This is a genomic window from Mucilaginibacter sp. P4_G9 (assembly GCF_056400985.1).
The window spans coordinates 1-545 of sequence record NZ_JBFUKF010000951.1; the positions used below are offsets into that span (position 1 = coordinate 1).

Sequence of the window (545 nt, forward strand, 5' to 3'; positions counted from 1 at the left end):
GCCGTGTTTATATGCGCAAAAAGCCACTAAYCCCATTATTTACGCGGATGTACCGGACATATCAATAGAACGTGTAGGCAACAGCTATTACATGAGCAGCACAACCATGCACATGAGCCCCGGTGTACCTATTATGAAGTCGGAGGACCTGGTGAACTGGAAGATGGTGGGTTATGCGTATGATACTTTAGCAAATATTGATGCAACAAATCTCACAAATGGCAAAAATATGTATGGAGAAGGTTCGTGGGCAAGTTCAATCCGCTTCCATAATGGCACCTATTATGTAAGCACATTTTCTGCAAATACCAATAAAACGCACATCTATTCTACAAAGGATATCGAAAAAGGCCCCTGGAAAGCCAGGTCATTTGCCCCCAGCCTGGGTGATCATTCCTTGTTTTTTGATGATGACGGGAAGATTTATATGATTAGCGGGAGCGGAGATTTGAGGTTAGTTGAATTAAAGGACGATCTTTCCGGTATAAAACCTGGCGGAACGGACCAGGTTATCATTAAAAAGGCAAACGTGCCTTCGGGCGGTA

1 protein-coding gene is annotated in these 545 nt (G+C 43.8%); it reads left to right on the top strand.

The annotated features are described in order from the left end of the window. On the top strand, window positions 1–545 hold a 545-nt coding region (locus tag AC1DPZ_RS28750; protein ID WP_477409966.1), incomplete at both ends, for a family 43 glycosylhydrolase.